We start from the raw sequence: 18,863 nt of genomic DNA on the forward strand, positions 1-18,863 counted from the left end.
ATGGCAGGTGTATTAGGGTTGTGTGAGAGCTCCCTTTTTACACCTGCTTTCCTTTTTATTCAATGTTATGACAAGTAATTGTGAACAGACCCTAGCGGGCAATGGTGTAAGTGCGTTTGATTTTCTGCTGCAACTGAATCAAACCGTAAATCAAGGCTTCGGCCGTGGGCGGGCAGCCGGGCACATACACATCCACCGGCACAATGCGGTCGCAACCGCGCACCACCGAATATGAATAGTGGTAATAGCCGCCGCCGTTGGCGCAAGAGCCCATCGACAACACCCAGCGCGGTTCGGCCATTTGGTCGTATACGCGGCGCAGGGCGGGTGCCATTTTGTTACACAAGGTGCCGGCCACAATCATCAGATCAGACTGGCGCGGCGAGGGGCGGAAGATAATGCCGAAGCGGTCGAGGTCGTAGCGCGCCGCGCCCGCCTGCATCATTTCCACCGCGCAACAAGCCAAGCCGAACGTTACCGGCCAGAGCGAACCGGTGCGCACATAATTGAGCACTGTGTCTGCGCTGGTGGTGACAAAACCTTTATTCAAAACGCCTTCTATTCCCATTCTAAAGCGCCTTTTTTCCATTCATAAATAAAGCCTATCGTGAGAATCACGATAAACACGAACATCGACCAAAAACCGAATGCGCCCAAATCTTTGAACACCACCGCCCACGGAAACATGAACGCGATTTCCAGATCAAACAAAATAAACAAAATCGCCACCAGATAATAGCGCACGTCGAATTTCATGCGCGCATTTTCGAAAGCCTCAAAGCCGCATTCAAACGGGGCATCTTTCTCTTGGTAATGGCGTTTCGGGCCGAGCAGATTGCCCAGCGTTAAAAACAGAATACCGGCAAACAAGCCGATAAGAATGAATATAAATACCGGAAAATAATTGGCCAACATGTGCATACACCTGAATCGTTAACGTAAATAATGCTGGTAAAACGCTTTTCATTGTAGCTAATTTCGGGGGTGTTTTAAAGTTGCCCTGTAATTTTTTCTTAAATTTCTTTAATATTTTTAGTAACTTATAGATAACGATTCTCATTCAATAGAATGAAATCTCTATTTTATTGCTTTAAATATTTTCCGCCTATTGATTATCATATTTCGATAAATTAAATTGCTATTTAAAATAAACGGCTTTGCCAAATCCGTTTCTTTCAGACGGCCTTCACAATTTCAAAACAACATTTTATTGCGATTTCCCGCCCACTACATTTTATTACGGCCGAATGAGCCGCCGCTTTCAGACGGCCTGATACACACCGGCTAAAATGCCGTGGAAACGGGTTTTGCAGCCAATCGGGCGGCGAAACCCAGCTCAGCCCTTGCCGTTTGATGTCATCAGGCATTCCACCCGAATGCCGTTTCATCTGCAGGGATTTTTATAAAATGCACCCATTTTGCTTCTTGGTTGAAAACGGTTTGCTGGAAAACGGCAGCACTCCGCCATTCAGATTTGTGCCGCGCCTTTTCTTGAATGGTTTCCAGCTGTAAAATTTATTTTTGCAAAATATTGTTCCGAAAAAGCTTTTCACGGCAAAACAAGGCTGGCTGTTTGGCTGTTTTGCTATAGAATGATTTTCCCACCCGCTGATATCAAGGAGTGAACCATGCTAAACCGTTTTTACGAAAGCAGGCAGAGCCTGTTTCTTTTCAGCACTTTGCTTCTGATGGTGTCGTTTGCCTTATCTGCTGTGGCGGTGTTCGGCACCATCAGCCGCGATGTCCATTATCTCGCCTTTCTGCCGCCGGGCTTTATGTTTTTCGTGAGCGCTTTGTTTGGCTTTTTGGTGCTGGCCGACGAAGAAGCCTCTATGGTCAAACGCAAAGCTTTTTTCTCGATTGAGGCGGCCACCGCTTTATTTGCCTTATTGCTGCTGCCGCTTTGTTGGTGGTTTGTGGCGCAGGCCGTCTGAAACTGATTCAAACAAGCCGGCCTGAATAATCATGCCGAGGCCGTCTGAAAGCTTTCAGACGGCCTCGGCATGATTCTGTTATTTCACTCAAAACAACACCCAAACCGCAACCCGATTGCTCCGCTATTTTCGCGCGGTTTTCCGATTCAAATGATACACCGCCACGCCCATCAGCAAGCCCCAAAAAGCACTGCCGATGCCGAATAAAGTCATGCCCGAAGCCGATGCCAGCAGCGTTACCAGCGAAGCTTCGCGCGTGGGTTCATCCTGCCAGGCGCCGAGCAGATTGGCCTGCAATGTGCCGAAAATGGCGATGCCCGCCAGCGCTGCCAGCAATTCGGCCGGCAAGGCGGCAAACAGCGCCACCACCATGCCGCCGGCCGCACCCAGCAGCAAATAAAGCAGCCCCAGCCACACATTGGCCAAATAGCGGCGCTGAGGATCTTTATCCACATCGCTGCCCATGCAGATGGCGGCGCTGATGGCGGCCAAGTTCACCATAAACGCACCAAACGGCGCAAACACCACTGTGGCGGCCGCGCTGCTGTTGATCAGTGGCTTGGCCGGCGTGTGGTAGCCGTAGCTGCGCATAATCGCCATGCCCGGCACATTCTGCGTGGCCAAAGAAGCGATAAACAGCGGCACGCCCACGCTGATAATCGGCCCGATATGAAACACGGGCGACACCCATTCCAAATAAGGCGCATTCCACTGCAAACGGCTCCAATCGAGCAGCCCCGCCGCCGCCGCATAGCCGAATCCCACCAGCAGCATCAGCAAAATGCTGTAGCGCGGCATGCGGATTTTGCTGAGCAGATAAGTGGAGAGCATCAGCAGCACCAACACCGTTTGCCCCTGCATGGCGGTAAACACACGGCTGCCGAAATTAATCAAAATACCGGCCAACATCGCCGCCGCCAGCGAAGCCGGAATCAGGCGCACCAAGCGGTCGAACCAGCCCGCCGCCGACACCAGCAGCATCAGGCCGCCGGCAAAAATAAAGCCCGCCACCGCTTCATTGAGCGAAATGCCGCTCATGCCCGCCATCAAAGCCGCGCCGGGCGTGCACCAAGCCATCATCACCGGCGCTTTATAGCGCACGCTCAAGCCCAAAGTGAGCACGCCGCACACCAGCCCGATAATGGTAAACCACGAAGTAATTTGCGCATCCGTGGCACCAAACGCCTGCGCCGCCTGAAAAATAATCACCGCGCTGCTGCCGTATGACACGAGCAAAGCCGCCACAGCGGCGGCAAAATGAGCGGGAGAAAAAGAAGCGGCAGAGATGTTAAACTTCATTTGTATAAAGCTCGATAAAAGCAAATAGGATTATTTATAACATATTTTAACGTTTTCGTTCAGACGGCCTATACCAATACAAACAATCAAGGCCGTCTGAAAGCCCGAAAACCTTTCAGACGGCCTCAACCGCTAGAGCATCCTGACAATTCGTTTATGAAGGGGATTTTGTTTCTGAGCATGCAGATGCAAGACAAAAAGCGCAGCAAGGAGTCCAACCTTGCTGCGCTTTTCGCCTTGCAAACGCGCTTTTGCCCTCAAAATCTTACGCATGGATGAATTGTGAACAGACCCTAGCCGCCAATCAACCCCGAAGCAATATTAATCAGCAGCGAGAGCACCGCCACATTGTAGAAAAACGCCAACACGCAATGCAGCAGCCCCACACGCCGCACGGCAGAAGAAGCCAGGCTCACATCGGCGGTTTGCCCCGAAGTGCCGATCACGCAGGCGAAGTAAACAAAATCCCAATAATCCGGTTGCGGCTTGCTTTCCGGAAACAGCAAACACGGCGAGCGCCCGTGCATCACATCGCGGTAATACATGCGCGCATAGTGCAGCGCAAACATCACATGCGTAAACAGCCACGACAAAAAAATCGTCGCCACCGTGAGCAACACATGCGCGGCGCGCGCCATGCCTTGCGCTTGCTGGCTGATGCCCAGCTCCAGCGCAATCGCCAGCAGCGACATCGCCGCCGCACCGGCGGTAAGCAGCAAAATCGTGCGGCCGCCCTCGTCTTCCAAATGCGCCCGCGCCAGCAAAGTTTGCTTATCGGCCGCACGCATCAGCGCAAACACCAAGCCCAAATACACCGCCACGCCGACATCAAACGCTGCAATCGCCCGTGTCACCCCCGCCAGCGGCAAAGGCAGCGCCTGTAATATCAGCCACGCCGCCATACCGGCCATCAAGCCCAGCAGCAAACGGCGGCGGTAGCGCCAGATGGAAAAAAACGGGCTTTGCGGCATAGCACTTCCTTTGATTAAAATGTTATTTCAAATAATGAACCCTAAGGGCATATCATTGCGCACAAGCCCAATAAACGCAACGGTAAGCAGACGGCGCGCGGTAAGCATACGTTGGATGAAAAAATGTGATTGCATGCGGAATAAATCAATGTAACGGCAAATGTAGGGATACGACACAGCAGGAGAAAAATGGGCGGGTACGGTTAGGCGGCACGCCGTAACCGCACGCACGAATCGTAGAAAATCAAGCATTTCAACAATAAAGCTGCCTGAAAGCACATTTAGGCAGCTTTATTTTCATGCGTACGATTACGCCGTTTTACGGCTAATCGTACCTACGCAGCTGAATAGCGGCAATAGCTGCTCCATCATATAAAGAGGTTGGCGGGCATTCGCTTTCAAGCCAACGGTTTTGCCAGCTCGCTGTGGTGTGGGGCAGGTGTAGCCGGGCTGTCGGTAACGCTGTGATCCAGGCTGCGCAAAATGCCGCAATCGCGATTGGCTCGGGCGTCGTGGCATTGACGGCGCAGCTGGATTAATTGCTGCTCCAGTGCTTTGAGTTCGGCCACGCGCGCTTGCACATGGGTGATGTGTTCATCGATCAGGCTGTTGATGGTGGTGCAGCTGGCGTTGGGCTCGGCGCGGGCGTGCAGCAGCTCGCGGATTTCTTGGCGCGTCATTTCCAGCGTGCGGCAGCGGCGGATAAACACCAGCCGCTCCAGATGTGCGGCGCCGTATTCGCGGTAGTTGTTGGCCGGATTGCGTGTTGCGGGCGGCAGCAGGCCTTCGTGTTCGTAGTAGCGGATGGTTTCCACCGCGCAGCCGGTTTGTTTGGCCAGTTCGCCGATTTTCATGCCGATTTCCTTTGTGCTTGACCCTGTAGCCGCTACAGGGTATTTAATGGCGATTCTATACCGAAACAGGCAGGCAGGAAAGGAAACGCCATGAGCCGATGCGGCCAACACCCACACCAACATAAGCAAGATGCCGCTGTGAGCTGCGGCCACAATCATGCGCACCAGCACGCCGAAGCAGCGGCAAATGAAAGCGCTTGCTGCGGCAGTCATAATCACACAACAACAACAACCCCGTTCACCCCGCTGGCGGCGGCAACAACGATAGACGGCCATCTTCAGACGGCCATACGCATTATGCAGATGGATTGCCCCACCGAAGAAGCATTAATCCGCAAAAAACTGGGCGACATGACGCAAGTAAAAAGCCTCGAATTCAACCTGATGCAGCGGGTGCTCACGGTGGTGCACACGCCGGAAAGCCTCGAGCAGATATTGGCGGCGTTGCGTGCGCTCGGCTTCGAGCCGGAATTGGCCGATGGCAGCGGCAAACTGGCGCTGGCGGCAGAAAACAAAAAGCCGCTGTGGCCGCTGATTGTGGCCGGGGTGGCGGCGCTGTTGTCGGAAAGTGCCGACTGGCTGGGCTATACGGCGTGGCTCAGCGCCGCGCTGGCGCTGGTGGCGGTGGCTTTGTGCGGCTTGGGCACCTATAAAAAGGGCTGGGTGTCGATAAAAAGCGGCAGCCTGAATATCAATGCGCTGATGAGCATTGCCGTTACCGGCGCCATTGTGATTGGCCATTGGTCGGAAGCGGCGATGGTGATGGTGTTGTTTACGTTGGCCGAATTGATTGAAGCCCGCTCGCTCGACCGCGCCCGCAACGCCATTGCCGGGCTGATGTCGCTGGCACCCGACACCACCACCGTGCAGCAAGCCGATGGCAGTTGGCAGGAAATCGCGGCAGCCAATGTGGCGGTGGGCAGCATGGTGCGGGTGAAACCGGGCGAGCGCATCGGGCTGGACGGCGAAATCGTGCGCGGCAGCTCCACGGTAGACCAAGCGCCGATTACCGGCGAGAGCCTGCCGGTGGAAAAAAGCCGTGGCGATGCCGTGTTTGCCGGCACCATCAATCAGGCCGGCTCGCTGGAATACCGCGTAACCGCCGCCGCCAGCCATTCTACTTTGGCGCGCATCATTCATGCGGTGGAAGCTGCGCAGGGCGTGAAAGCGCCGACACAGCGTTTTGTCGACCGCTTTGCACAAATCTATACCCCTGCCGTGCTGGCCATTGCCGCGCTGATTGCCGTGGTGCCGCCCTTGCTGCTGGGCGAGGCGTGGGGCGAATGGGTGTATAAGGCGCTGGTGTTGCTGGTGATTGCCTGCCCGTGTGCGCTGGTGATTTCCACCCCGGTGAGCATTGTCAGCGGGCTGGCCGCCGCCGCGCGCAAAGGCATTTTGGTGAAGGGCGGCGTGTATCTGGAGCAAGGCCGCAAGCTGAAATGGCTGGCGCTGGACAAAACCGGCACGCTCACCCACGGCAAGCCGGTGCAAACCGATTTTGCCGTGCTGGGCAATAGGCTACCTGAAAACGGCCAAGTGTTGGCAAGCTCGCTGGCCGCCCACTCCGATCACCCTGTTTCGCAAGCAATTGCCCGCGCGGCGGCCGAGCAAGGCATCACCACACAAACGGTGCACGAATTTACCGCACTTGCCGGGCGCGGCGTGCAAGGCGAAATCGATGGTGTCCATTATGTGCTGGGCAACCACCGCTTAATCCACGAGCGCGGCCTATGCAGCGCCGAACTGGAAAACCGTTTGGCTGCGCTCGAGCGCGAGGGCAAAACCGTGGTGTTGCTGGCCGATGAGGTGCAAGTGTTGGCGCTGTTTGCCGTGGCCGACACGGTGAAAGAAAGCAGCCGCGAAGCCATCGCCCAACTGCACCAACTGGGCATCAATACCTTAATGCTCAGCGGCGACAACCCGCACACCGCCGCCGCCATCGCCGCCCAAGTCGGCATCGATCGCGCTTATGGCGACCAGCTGCCGCAAGAAAAACTGGCCGCAGTGGAAAAGCTGGCCGCCGAAGGTGCTGTAGGCATGGTGGGCGACGGCATCAACGATGCGCCCGCCCTAGCGCGTGCGGATATCGGCTTTGCCATGGGCGCCATGGGCACCGACACCGCCATCGAAACCGCCGATGTGGCGCTGATGGACGACGACTTGCGCAAAATCCCCGCCTTTGTGCGCCTATCCCAAGCCACCCATGCCGTGTTGGTGCAAAACATTGTGTTGGCGCTGGCCATCAAAGCCGTCTTCCTCGCCCTTACCATTGCCGGCTTCGGCACCATGTGGATGGCCGTGTTTGCCGATGTCGGCGCCAGCTTATTGGTGGTGGGCAATGGCTTGCGCTTGTTGCGGAAATAGGGGCTGGGTAGGTACGGTTCGCCGCCGCAGCGGCGTAACCATGTGCATGCCGAGCAGGGAAAACACAGTGTTGTAAAAATAAAACCATGCCGTCTGAAATGGCTTGTTCAGACGGCATTAAGATTCTATGCTTTCAGGCAGCCTGAAACAGCCAAAACAGCCACGGAGCAAACCCCTATGAAACCCATATTGTTATTGGCCACCGCCGCCTGCTTGAGCGGCATGGCGGCCAGCCCCAAAGCCGAAGCACAAAACATGCCGTTTCGCAGCAGCCTGCATGATGCGGCTTTAAGGGAGGCTTTGGGCGATTCGGTGCTCAGCCTAGCACAAACAGCCGGCACCGCTGAGGCCGCCTCACCGTGGTCGCAATGGCATGTGCGCCATGTGCGCTTGTCGGCTTTGGAATGGGGCAAAAAAGTGCTGTGGCACGATGCGGCAGGCCAGCGCCCGAGCCAAGGCGCTTATTATCGTGACGGCACGCTCAAACCATTGGCTTGGGCCAAAGAAGCCGACGTTACCGTGGGTGGCGATCAGCAGGGGATGTATGGCATGTATTGGACGGTTTATCTGCGCGATGGCGACAGCCTGATTGCCCACGATTACCGGCCGCTGCTGCAACAATGGCTGCCTGAAGGCACAAAAATCGTGCAAACACGCGGCGAGTGCCCGCGCAATAGCGAAGAAGCCGAGTATATGTCTGCCCAAGTTTATCAACTCACCTTGCCGGGCAAAAAGCCCTTATGGGTGGAAGTGGGCGCCTTTGGCAAGGCCGACTACAGCCCGGCACCCAACCTCACCTTGGACTTTGCCCTTAGCCCGCCGCCGCGTTGGGCATGTTTGGAGCCATTGTAGAGGCCGGTTTTTTCGCTACACCCGTTTGCAAAATAGGGTATAGGTACGGTTAGGCGGTATGCGGCAACCGTACGTGATGTAGTGCGGGAAACATGCAAATTTGTAAAAAACAATGCCGTCTGAAACGGATTTTCAGACGGCATTAAGCTTTTATGTGTACGGTTATGCCACTTACAGCGGCTAACCGTAGTTACGCTTGCTGGCTATTTTCTTTCCATACTATTTTCAAGTTCCTCTAAAGACCAAGATTCGGCAAATAAGCTACGTAATGGCTCCATCTCTAATGGCAATTCCTCTTGAAAAGTTAACCCTAAGAATGTTGCGGCACGAGTTGATCCCACATACAAATATTTTTGATATAAATCAGGATATGTTTTTATCATTTCATCTACATCTAGAAAAAATACTGCTTCAAACTCAAGGCCTTTAATATATTTAATACTACATACCTTGATAGCATTTTCATTTCCCCAAATCTGCCCATTTTTACAAGGAACAGCAGAATGATTTATCTCCGATAAGTATTCATCTAATATTTCAGCCACATTATCAACATCATCATCAGTTTTAGTAAGAATGACAATCGTAGGCATTTTTGCTATCTGTTGATGCTTATTTACTAAAATTTCTATTTCCTCAATCCGTTCAGAAACCCATGATAAAGAGTTTGCAAAGTTTTTACCATTTTCCAGCATTGTAGGTTTCATGCCTTTAAATAATATAGAGTGCTTGGGCAATTCTGCTTTTGACTTATCATCATAATCTTCCATCAAAGTTAATAAATGATGAGAAAACTCATTCAAACTACATGTTTGCCTATATGTAGTATTTATATACTGCAACTCTATTGATGGACTAATCCATTGTAATAATTCTTTATTTTTTATTCCTTTACCTTCCAATCGTTGGTTGAAATCACCACAAGCCACGAAAGCATTTATTTCTGGCCTGCTTAATCTCTGCATACATGCCAACTCCAAGGCAGAAAAATCGGTTGCCTCGTCAACAACCACCTGGTCAACAAAAACATTTTGCTGGATATAGTTAATATCACGGATATGCTCTATATTATTTTTAATATAATTTTGGCTTATTAAATATTTCATTCTTGTGATAAATACAAACAAAAGAAAATCAATTTCGGCATAACTAATTTTATTAATTACAATTCCTTCTGTATAGAATTTATCAAATTGCTTTTGCCGTCTAAATTGCTTATAGTTTTTCACTATGCTTTTATAATACTTCGTATATGAATTTATAAATCTGTTAAGACTATTTTGTATAGTTGCACTCTTGCCTAATAGTTCCAATTGCTCTTGATTGGGCAATTTCTCTCCCAACCATTCAGCGATTTTTCCGACCTTGCTATTCGGATCAATTTTTTGTTTCTGAAATAGCTGTCGCGCATATGATCTTAAAAATTTTTTATATTCTGAATTAATTTCAGTCTCAGATAGAGAAAGTTCCTCTTCATCATCCATATCAAACTCATCATCTACATCTTCATGAGAATTATCATTCGCTTGAATAGATTTTAAGAATATTTTAAAATTTTCTAAAATTCCACTATGGCGGTTACTTAATAAATTCAACTCCTCTTGAGTAATTTTATTGCTGTACTCTTTTTCTATTTTCACAGCGGCCTGAACCTTTTTTTGATATTCAAATAATTTTCGATATTTCTCCTCAATTTTGCTTTCTGAATTAACAATGGATGAAATTTCAACTGTTAGGTTATTTACCAAATTAATATTATATTTCTCTAAAATTTCATGCCCTTTTTTTAGTTCTATTGTTAATTTCCCATCTAAATAAACAACAAATGATTCAATCCATTCTAATGGATTTTCAATTACCGACTGTTGGACAAATTCATTCTGTTTTTCTAGTGTAAAACCGCTTTTAAAATCTGGACGATTTAAAATTTTAAAATCTTGACGAGCAAGGTCACCAGCAAAATCTTTCCACAAGTGAATTTTTTTATATGTAGCAATTCCCTCTGCATTAAAAGCTTCTTTTAAATATCCTTTTAATAAGTCTGATGGCGTAAACATTAACCACTGGTCAAATGAGTTTTTTCCTAATTTGCTTAAAATATTTTGCTCTTCAGGTAGGAAATTCTCTCTTTCATTATAAATTTTTAATCCTAACCGTTTAATTAAGGTCGTTGTTTTCCCCGTTCCAGGTGGTCCAAGCAAAATTATCTGTGCTGAAATTGGTTTACGGAAAATTTCACTCTGCTGTTTGTCTAATATTGCTTGCTCACGCAAAGAAATCGTATCTCGTAAATTTATTTGCAACTGTTTCAACTGCCCATCAACAGTTTGAGAGTATTTCAATACTTCAGCAGCTAACTTTTGAAAATCTTCATCTGTAGATAAATTGAGCAGTTCAGACAACTTATCAATTAAAATGGGCTGGTTTTGATCAGCAATAATATTTACAGAAAATCCATCCCAGTCATCATTTTGCAATTTGGCGGGGGTGTATCGAATTTTTCGACTAATATAATAATCAACTCCATCAAATGTAAACTCATCTTCAAAATTTAGACTACTAATTTTTCCTAATGGAGATTTAATACTTACAATATGGGTTTGATTATTTTTCGTACAGGAAGAAAGCCTCCCTACTATAGCTGGGGCAATATAAAAGGTATGGGCATAATTACCGTCTATATCTTCTGCATCAATGCGGAGAAAAGTAGGGCTTTCTTTCAATAATTTAGCCTCTACAATATTCTGCTTTCTAATTTCTTCTGATTGTTTTTTTGACGAATCAGTCCAATTATTTTGATTGATGACTTCAGAATAGTTTGAACTTTGCAAATCCTGAACATCTAATAATGCTTTTTTCTCAACCTCTTTAATCACTTTTAAAGTAGTTTCTACTGCTTTATTCAAGCTCGGAATGGCTTGTTCCATAAAATTCTCCCTATGTATCTTTAAGTATATAAATTAACCTTTTCCCATTCTTTTTGCAACCGCTTCACCGACACCGGCATCGGCGTTTTCAACTCCTGCGCAAACAGCGACACACGCAGTTCTTCAATCTGCCATCTAAACCCCAGCAGGCCGTCTGAAAGGGGTTGGTTTTGTTTTTGCAAGGCATCTACTTTTTCTTGCCACATCGCCAGCAGTTCCTGCACATCGGCTTCGCGGGCTTGGTCGCGGGCGGGGTTGGGGCTGTATTTTTCCATGCGTTTTTGCATGGCTTGTAAATAAATGGGCAGGCGCGGCCACTGTTGCCACGGTATGGCGTGGGCGAAACCGGGATAAATCAGGGCCTCGAGTTGGCTGCGCAGGGTGTGGGCGAGGGGGTGGCGGCCGATTTTGCTGTTGAGCTCGCTATAGGCTTGCGCGGTGGCGAGCAGGTAGCGATTGAGGGCTTCTTTGACGGCGGGCAGGCGGCTGCGGGCGCGTTTGATTTGTTCTTTAAAGGCTTTTTCGTCGCGCGGCGGGGTGTCTTCGCCCATCAGGGCGCGGTCGAGCACGGCGGCGGTGATGTCTTCGCGCAGGTTGTCTACGCCTAAGTGTTTGAGCAGCATGGCGGTTGGGGTGAAATCGGGCAGGCCTTTGTTCAGGTCTTTCACTTGCTCTTTGAGCTGCAAGGCCATGAGGGCGATGCTGCCTTGGCGGTGGGCGGCTGCGGCGGCTTCGGGGGTGTCGAACAGGCGCAGGGCAATGCTGCCGTTTTTTTGCTGTTGCAGGCCGAGGTAGCCGGTGAGCTGCTGTTTGCCGCGGGCGAACTGGATTTTTTCGGGCAGTTTGCCGATGTCCCAGTTGGTGAGGTTGTCGCGCTCGAAGTCGCTGCTGTTGTCGCGAAAGGTAACGGCGGCGGCTTGGCCGAGCTGGTTTTGCAGCTCGATCAGGTCGCGCGCCATGGCCAGCTCTTGGCCGCCATCGTCAATCACGCGGATGTTGAAATAGCTGTGTTCAGGTAGCCTGAAGGCTTGCCAGGCGGCCATGTCGATTTGCTCGATCAGGCGCATATCGCCGGCGCTTTTGGCGATGGCTTGGGCAAGCTGCGGCTGAATGGGGGCGTTTTGGTCGGGATTATCGGCCAAAAAGCGGGTGATAAAGTCGGGCACGGGCACGCAGATGCGGCGGATTTGTTTGGGCAGGGCTTTGATTAATAGCTGTAATTTTTCGCGTATCATGCCGGGCACCAGCCATTCGAGCGCGGCGGGGTTGAGGCGATTGAGCACGGGCAGCGGGATGGTGAGGGTAACGCCATCCAGCGGGTGGTGCGGCTCGAAGCGGTAGCTGAGCTTGAATTTGCCGTCGGCGTTTTGCCAATGCGGTGGGAATTGCGCTTCGGTAACGTGGGCGGCGGCGTGTTGCATGAGGTCGTCGCGGCTGAGGAAGAGCAGGCGCGGGTTGGCTTGTTCGGCTTGCTTGAGCCAAGTTTGGAAGGTGCGCAAGTCGGCTAGGGGTTGCGGGGTTTGGGGCTTAGGGCGAGGTTGGTTAGGCAAGCCTTTGGCTTGCTGCCCTCTCCCTAGCCCTCCCCCACGGGGGGAGGGAATAGGTAGCTGGGTGTGGTTGTCGGATTCGAGAATCCGACCTACGGCAGGCGTTTCAGGCCGTACACCGTTTTCAGACGGCATATAGTTTTCAGGTAGCCTTTGGTTGTAGAAATCAAACAGGGCTTCTTCGTCTACCAGCACGTCTTGTTTGCGCGATTTGTGTTCCAGCGCGGCGATGTCTTTAATCAGCTTTTTGTTGTGGGCAAAAAAGGCGGCCTGGATATCGGCTTCTTGCGCCACCAAGGCGCCGCGGATAAACAGCTCGCGCGCTTCTGCGGGCGCTACTTTTCCATAGGCCACGGGGCGGCGCGGCAGCACGGTGAGGCCGTAGAAGGTAACGCGTTCGCTGGCCACCACTTCGCCGCGCTTTTGCGACCAATGCGGCTCGAAATAATGGTATTTCACCAAGTGCGGCGCTTCTTGCTCGATCCATTCCGGCTCGATGCCGGCCACGTCGCGGGCGTAGAGGCGGGTGGTTTCGGTGAGCTCGGCGGCCATCACCCATTTGGGTTTGCTTTTAAACAAGGCCGAAGCAGGGAACAGATGAAAATGGCTGCCGCGCGCGCCCAAATAGTCGTGGCCTTCGGGCGATTTAAGGCCGACATTGGCCACCAGGCCGGTAATCAGGGCGCGGTGGATTTGTTCGTAGCCCGCTTCTTTGGCTTGGCGGATGTGGGCGCGGTGCTGTTTTTTATCCAATTGCTGCTGCTTGATTTTGGCGGATAAATCTTGGTCGCCGCTGCGTTCAGACGGCCTGAGCTGTTCCACGGTTTGAGGCCGTCTGAACGCATTTTCTTTGGTTACCAAGCCCAGCTCGATGGCAATTTGCGCCAATTGCTGGTGCAGCTCGCGCCATTCGCGCATGCGCAAGTGAGAGAGGAAATATTGGTGACACCATTGCACCAATTGTTTGTTGCTCAGGCCGCGCTCGCGTTCGCGCTGAAACGAATCCCAAATATTCAGATAGGCCAGAAAATCGGATTGTTTGTCGGTAAAGCGTTCGTGCGCTTTGTTGGCGGCTTCGCGCGCTTCCAGCGGGCGCTCGCGCGGGTCTTGAATCGACAGCGCGGCCACAATCACCAGCATTTCGGCCATGCAAGCGTGTTTTTGCGCCGCCAACAACATGCGGCTCACTTTCGGGTCGACCGGCAGGCACGCCATTTGTTCGCCGATTTTAGTAAGCTCGTTGCGCTCGTTTACCGCGCCCAGCTCCAGCAGCACTTGAAAGCCGTCGTTGATATAGCGGGCATCGGGCGCTTCTAAAAACGGAAACGCGGCCACATCGCCCAATTTCAGCGCCGCCATGCGCAAAATCACCGCCGCCAGATTGCTGCGGATGATTTCGGGGTCGGTAAATTCGGGGCGCTGGGCAAAATCGTCTTCCGCATACAAACGGATGCATACGCCCGCCGCCACACGGCCGCAGCGCCCGGCACGCTGGCGCGCGGCGGCTTGGGAAATGTTTTCCACATGCAGCTGCTCCACCTTGGCGCGGGCGGAATAGCGCTTCACCCGCGCCAAGCCGGTGTCGATGACATAGCGGATGCCGGGCACAGTGAGCGAGGTTTCGGCCACATTGGTGGCCAACACAATGCGCCGTTTGCCGCCGCCGGGGTGGAAAATTTTGTGCTGCTCGGCGTTAGACAAACGCGCAAACAGCGGCAGGATTTCATCATTGCGCCGCAGCGGCGATTTGCGCAGCGCTTCGGCGGCTTCGCGGATTTCGCGCTCGCCCGGCAGAAACACCAAAATATCGCCGTTGCCCAGCCGCGCCAGCTCGTCGGCGGCATCGACAATCGCATCGGGCATGTCGATTTCGGCTTCGTCTTCATCGGTTTCGGCCAGCGGGCGATAGCGGATTTCGACGGGATAAGTGCGGCCGGATACTTCGAGCACGGGGGCGCCTTGAGCGGATGTTTCAGGTAGCGTTGTAGGTTGGATATTGGTATCCGACACGAGATTGATGCCGTCTGAACGGGATTTGTCGGATTCGAGAATACGACCTACGGCATTTTCAGACGGCCTTTTCGCTTGATTAAGGCTGCCTGAAACGATTTTGGCAGGCACACCCGCCGGCGCAAAATGGCGGCTGAAACGCTCGGCATCAATCGTGGCCGAGGTAATAATCACTTTTAAATCGGGGCGGCGCGGCAGCAATTGTTTCAGGTAGCCTAAAAGAAAATCAATGTTCAGGCTGCGCTCGTGCGCTTCGTCGATGATGATGGTGTCGTAGGCGCTCAAAAAGCGGTCGGTTTGGGTTTCGGCCAGCAAAATGCCGTCGGTCATCAGCTTGATATGGGCATCGCGCGAAGTGTGGTCGTTAAAGCGCACTTTATAGCCCACGATGCTGCCGATATCGCTATTCAATTCTTCGGCAATGCGCTCGGCCACCGAACGCGCGGCCAAACGGCGCGGCTGCGTGTGCCCGATTAAGCCCGCCACCCCGCGTCCTAATTCGAGGCAGATTTTCGGCAATTGCGTGGTTTTGCCCGAGCCAGTTTCGCCGCAGATAATCACCACCTGATTTTCCGCAATCGCCCGCTTGATGTCTTCACGCCGCTCGTGCACCGGCAAAGTGTTGTCGTAATGCGGCTGCGGCAGATTGGCCAACCGCTGCAAATAAGCTTGGTGGGATTTTTGGTATTTCTGCTGCACCGCCTCCGCCCCGCCGAAACGCTTGGGATTGCGCAGAGCTTGTTGCAGAAAATGGCGGTCTTTGCTGAGGGTTTGGTTTAAATCGGGGGATGGCATACAGGCATGAAAACAGAGCAGATTTTAAAGAAACATTATAGCAAACTATCTTTGCTACCATGCATTGATGCGTATACAACCGGCTCGCTCCCTCATCAAGTAATCATCTCCACGTTATTTGAAAATCGATGACATAAAAATATTATTAATCATAACCATCTTGATAAATCAGACATTACCGCTCATCCATTAAAAAGACCATCGGCATTTTTATGACAATATTTTCATATGTCATATATATCATGTTTACGGTGCTGCGAAAATCTATCGGCACCCGAGCTTTTTTATTCTGTCCATATGGAGATTAAATATGTCTTATTATTCATGGAGCGGCATCAAAGTGCCCTTTTGGGGCGCTTGGGGTGGCAGCAAAGGCTACAACGTGTGTGTTAGCCGCACTAAAAATGCAGAATGCGGCGTAGACGCCATCGGCACCAAAGGCAACGACAGCATCACCGGCACATGGTTTAACGATAAATTATTTGGCGGCGATGGCAACGACACGCTCAAAGGCTTAGCCGGCAACGACTATCTTGATGGCGGCAAAGGTGCCGACACCATGATCGGCGGTTGGGGCGATGATGTTTATGTGGTGGATGATGAATGCGATGTAGTCAGCGAATGCTTGTGGCAAGGCAACGACACGGTGATTTCATATATTGACTACACCTTGGGTAACCATGTGGAAAATCTGGTGGCGGCCGGCGATAAAGCACTCACCTTAAACGGCAACAATCTCGACAATATCATCAGCGGCAATGCGGCCGACAACGTGATCAACGGTGGTGGTGGCAACGATAAACTCTATGGCGGCGATGGCTGCGACACCTTAAACGGCGGCGAGGGCTGCGATGTACTGTATGGAGAGCATGGCGACGACAAATTGAGCGGTGGCGCAGGTGCCGACAAGCTCTATGGCGGCGAGGGCAATGACTGGCTCGACGGCGGCAGCGGCAATGACGTTTTATATGGCGGCGCAGGCGATGATATTTTGATTGGCGGCGGCGGCCGCGATGCCTTATATGGAGAAGATGGCGACGACAACCTCTACGGCAGCAACGATGCCGACTGCCTCGATGGCGGCAACGGCTGCGATGTGCTTGATGGCGGCTACGGCAACGACTGGTTAAACGGCGGCGCCGGCGGCGACACTTATATCTACGGCAAAAATTACGGCCACGACACCATCGTCGATTGCGGCGACCCCTGCGACACCGACCGCATCGAATTCAAGAGCGACATCTGCCTGACCGATTTGTGCTTCACCGCCAGCCACGGCAACTTAATTATCAGCGCCGGCAAAGGCGACAGCATCACCGTGAAAAACTGGTTTTACGGCGAGCAAAATCAAATTGAAATGCTCAGCTTCAACAGCAACGATATTTCAGTGAGCAACGAACAAATCAATGCCGCATTCAACCACAGCAGCTACGGCGCATCCGTAAGCGGTGCTTCTTTGGCCGCCATGGTGCAGGAGCAGGCCGCCCAAACCGCAGCGGTGATTTAGAGCCGCATCTGCAACGGGTGGCTTTTCCGCGCACCAATACATCAAACGGGCATTTCAATGCCCGTTTTTATTTTAATGGCGTTGTTTTATTAAAAATGTTGACACCACTCAAGATACTTGATATAGTTTCATTCTTCAGACGCGGGGTGGAGCAGCATGGTAGCTCGTCGGGCTCATAACCCGAAGGTCGTAGGTTCGAATCCTGCCCCCGCAACCAATATCAAAACACCGCTTTCTAAGCGGTGTTTTTTTATAGCCATTGTTTTCATACCCAATCAAATCAGTGGCCATGAAAGCAAGCCTGCACAGGCCGTCTGAAACTTTTCAGACGGCCTGTGCAGAATAGATGGCCAAATGCTGCCTGCTCACAAAATCCACAAAAGCAACAATAAATTCGCTATTTTTTATTTTGCTTTTTTGAGTAGGCATTATTACAGGACAGCAAGTAGCAAGTAAAATATGCTTATTAAATTTTATGTGTTTATTTTTTTAAAATATAAATGTTTTATATTTATATTAAAGATTTATTGGCAATTAAATTTCATAAAATCTTTAAATTTCTTGTTTTTCCACAAATCTCCTTCTTGCATCAGCGCACTCAAAATAAATTATTATTGATATAAATAATTGTTCAGGATACGATATAAACAATAACAACCAACAACCATACACACGACTATGCCAAGTGCGATTATTGTAGAAGACGAAGTGTTGGCCTCTGAACGTTTGCGCGTATTGCTGGATGAGTGCAACATCGTTTTATTGAAAACATTCCATCATGCCCAGCCCGCCCTCGATTGGCTCAGCATGCATGAAGCCGACATTGTGTTCGCCGATATCGGCTTGCCCGAAATTACCGGCTTGGAGCTCGTTGAACGCATCAAACGCATCGCAAAGAAACAACCGGAAATCATCTTTACAACCGCCTATGAAGAACATGCTTTGCGCGCATTCGAATTGGCCGCCGCAGATTACCTGCTCAAACCGATTAAATTATCACGTCTGCAAACAGCATTGGCGCGCGTTAACGAAAAAATCAAAGAGCAGGAAGACGATTTCACCCATTTCAAAGTATTCAACCGCGATCGAATGGTGGAAATTCCTTGGCAGCAAGCCCGCTACTTATTGGCTGAGCATAAAACCGTTTTTCTGTTTACCGGTGAAGGCGAGTCTTATGAGCTGCCCAAAACCTTGGTTTATTGGGAAGAGCTGCTCGGCGAAAAAATTATCCGGGTGCACCGCAATGCCTTGGTATTCCGCCACACGCTCGATTGCCTGCTGCGCTTAGATAGCGGCGAAGAAGATGAAGGCAATGCCAGCTGGGGCGCAAAAGTGCTGGATGTGGAAGAACCGCTTACCGTCAGCCGCCGCCAACTTTCTGCCATACGGAAAATTCTGCGCGATGGGCATTAAATTTTTCAATCGATAAACCTCTTCCAATGCCGTCTGAAACCTTTCAGACGGCCTTTTCTCTTCCGGCTCCCGCGTAAACACGGTTAAACCTTAAGCTGTCACCGCACATATATAAAACACGCCGTCTGAACGCTTCTCTGCTCCCTGCTTGCCAATCGCGCCCCCATCGCCCCCAATCGAGCACCACGCAAACAACTACGGCTACCCCACCCACAACAAACAGGCCGTCCGAACCCGATCGTTCAGACGGCCTGCTCCTTCACCTTATCAAATTTCACCTTGTCAAACCACAGCGCAGATACCGGCAGACTGCAAGCCCCCAGCATACGCATGCCCAAGGCCGCCGGCCAAGCGGCAGCCTACTTCTTCACCGCCGGCTGCGCCTTCTTC

The 18,863-nt window shown here is 51.3% G+C and carries 12 protein-coding genes and 1 tRNA gene; 6 read left to right on the forward strand and 7 right to left on the reverse strand.

The genetic code is table 11. The features are described 5' to 3' along the window. Positions 1-91: 91 nt before the first annotated feature. Positions 92-568, reverse strand: coding sequence for a NuoB/complex I 20 kDa subunit family protein (locus EV680_RS10800; protein WP_132954755.1), 477 nt, complete (start codon positions 566-568; stop codon positions 92-94). Continuing rightward, positions 559-915, reverse strand: a complete 357-nt coding sequence (locus EV680_RS10805) for an NADH-quinone oxidoreductase subunit A (RefSeq protein ID WP_132954756.1) — start codon at positions 913-915, stop codon at positions 559-561. The genes EV680_RS10800 and EV680_RS10805 overlap by 10 nt, the downstream gene beginning before the upstream one ends. Before the next feature lie 713 nt (positions 916-1,628). Between EV680_RS10805 and EV680_RS10810 the strand changes: the two genes are divergently transcribed. After that, the gene (locus EV680_RS10810) at positions 1,629-1,934 is read left to right on the forward strand and encodes a hypothetical protein (protein ID WP_132954757.1); all 306 of its coding nucleotides are present in this window, start codon (positions 1,629-1,631) and stop codon (positions 1,932-1,934) included. 123 nt (positions 1,935-2,057) lie between these two features. On the opposite strand, the gene EV680_RS10815 is transcribed toward EV680_RS10810, so the two are convergent. The 3 genes from EV680_RS10815 to cadR all read right to left on the reverse strand — a co-directional run bounded on the left by EV680_RS10815 (position 2,058) and on the right by cadR (position 5,058). Beyond that, entirely contained in the window at positions 2,058-3,233 is a 1,176-nt protein-coding gene (locus tag EV680_RS10815) for a benzoate/H(+) symporter BenE family transporter (RefSeq protein WP_132954758.1), read from the reverse strand. Positions 3,234-3,526: 293 nt separating this feature from the next. Further along, positions 3,527-4,204 (reverse strand): DUF1345 domain-containing protein, encoded by a 678-nt coding sequence (locus EV680_RS10820; RefSeq protein WP_132954759.1) that lies wholly within the window; start codon positions 4,202-4,204, stop codon positions 3,527-3,529. A gap of 398 nt (positions 4,205-4,602) precedes the next feature. Further along, entirely contained in the window at positions 4,603-5,058 is a 456-nt protein-coding gene (gene cadR / locus EV680_RS10825) for a Cd(II)/Pb(II)-responsive transcriptional regulator (RefSeq protein ID WP_132954760.1), read from the reverse strand. 90 nt (positions 5,059-5,148) lie between these two features. On the opposite strand from cadR, the gene EV680_RS10830 reads away from it, so the two are divergent. Next, complete coding sequence (locus EV680_RS10830; RefSeq protein WP_132954761.1) at positions 5,149-7,422, forward strand: heavy metal translocating P-type ATPase; 2,274 nt, start codon at positions 5,149-5,151, stop codon at positions 7,420-7,422. Positions 7,423-7,599: 177 nt separating this feature from the next. After that, positions 7,600-8,274, forward strand: coding sequence for a hypothetical protein (locus EV680_RS10835; protein ID WP_132954762.1), 675 nt, complete (start codon positions 7,600-7,602; stop codon positions 8,272-8,274). A 203-nt stretch (positions 8,275-8,477) separates the two neighbouring features. On the opposite strand, the gene EV680_RS10840 is transcribed toward EV680_RS10835, so the two are convergent. Both EV680_RS10840 and EV680_RS12150 read right to left on the reverse strand, forming a co-directional pair. Then, complete coding sequence (locus EV680_RS10840) at positions 8,478-11,201, reverse strand: ATP-binding domain-containing protein (protein WP_132954763.1); 2,724 nt, start codon at positions 11,199-11,201, stop codon at positions 8,478-8,480. Positions 11,202-11,221: 20 nt separating this feature from the next. Then, positions 11,222-15,553 carry a DUF3418 domain-containing protein gene (locus EV680_RS12150; RefSeq protein ID WP_132954764.1) on the reverse strand — a complete coding sequence of 1,444 codons (4,332 nt, stop codon included), beginning with the start codon at positions 15,551-15,553 and terminating at the stop codon, positions 11,222-11,224. A 310-nt stretch (positions 15,554-15,863) separates the two neighbouring features. Here EV680_RS12150 and EV680_RS10850 point away from each other — a divergent pair, with 310 nt between their 5' ends. The 3 genes from EV680_RS10850 (at position 15,864) to EV680_RS10860 (ending at position 18,473) form a co-directional block, all read left to right on the forward strand. Further along, positions 15,864-17,060, forward strand: a complete 1,197-nt coding sequence (locus EV680_RS10850) for a calcium-binding protein (RefSeq protein WP_132954765.1) — start codon at positions 15,864-15,866, stop codon at positions 17,058-17,060. Between the two features lie 140 nt (positions 17,061-17,200). Further along, a tRNA-Met gene (locus EV680_RS10855) sits at positions 17,201-17,277 on the forward strand. A 461-nt stretch (positions 17,278-17,738) separates the two neighbouring features. Further along, entirely contained in the window at positions 17,739-18,473 is a 735-nt protein-coding gene (locus EV680_RS10860; RefSeq protein ID WP_132954766.1) for a LytR/AlgR family response regulator transcription factor, read from the forward strand. The last annotated feature ends 390 nt before the right edge of the window (positions 18,474-18,863 follow it).

The sequence above is a fragment of the Uruburuella suis genome, from assembly GCF_004341385.1.
GTDB classification, from domain to species: domain Bacteria; phylum Pseudomonadota; class Gammaproteobacteria; order Burkholderiales; family Neisseriaceae; genus Neisseria; species Neisseria suis.